Origin of the sequence: Corynebacterium sp. HMSC068H04 (genome assembly GCF_001811255.1) — a bacterium.
In the GTDB taxonomy this organism is placed as follows: domain Bacteria; phylum Actinomycetota; class Actinomycetes; order Mycobacteriales; family Mycobacteriaceae; genus Corynebacterium; species Corynebacterium hesseae.
Window position 1 is genome coordinate 1 of record NZ_KV804015.1, and the last position, 608, is coordinate 608.

Consider the following 608-nt stretch of genomic DNA (forward strand, 5'->3'; position numbering starts at 1 on the left):
GTTGGTGGTGAGGCGCATGTTTGGTCCTTCGAGTGTGATGATCTCGGCGCCGGAGACGAGTCGGTTGAGGATTGACTCGGAGATCACGGCGTCGGGGATGGACTTGTACCACTCCAGTGGGGTGAATTGTGAGGTCACTATCGTTGAGACTTTGCCTTCTCGCCCGGCGAGGATATTGAGAAGTTGGTGCGCGGTCGCGGCATCCACAGGTGTGGTCAGGAAGTCATCGAGGACCAGGACGTCGACGTCGTGGAGGTGCTGGATGAACTTCAGCCGTGCGGGGTCATCGGGTTGGAGGACTGCCAGTTCGGCGGCGAGCATGTCGGTGCGGTAGAACCGTGCGGAGTAGTCGTTGCGGCATGCTGCTGTGATCAGGGCTTGGGCGAGGTAGGTTTTGCCGACTGAGGATTTGCCCAGGATGACAATGTTTTGGCCCAGGTGGCACCATTGTCCGTGAGCGAGTCTGCTGACTTGCTCGGGGTTGATGTTGCGGTCAGGCGTGCAGACCACGTTTTCAAGGCAAGCATCAAGGTTTGGCGATCGGGATGCTTTTAGCAGTTTGTTGATGCGTCGTTCACGCCTGGCCGCGACTTCTTTATCGAGTGCGT

1 protein-coding gene is annotated in these 608 nt (G+C 58.1%); it reads right to left on the reverse strand.

Going from position 1 to position 608, the window contains the following annotated elements:
• The coding region (locus tag HMPREF2792_RS09280; protein WP_070533108.1) for an ATP-binding protein at positions 1-608 on the reverse strand (608 nt) is incomplete at both ends.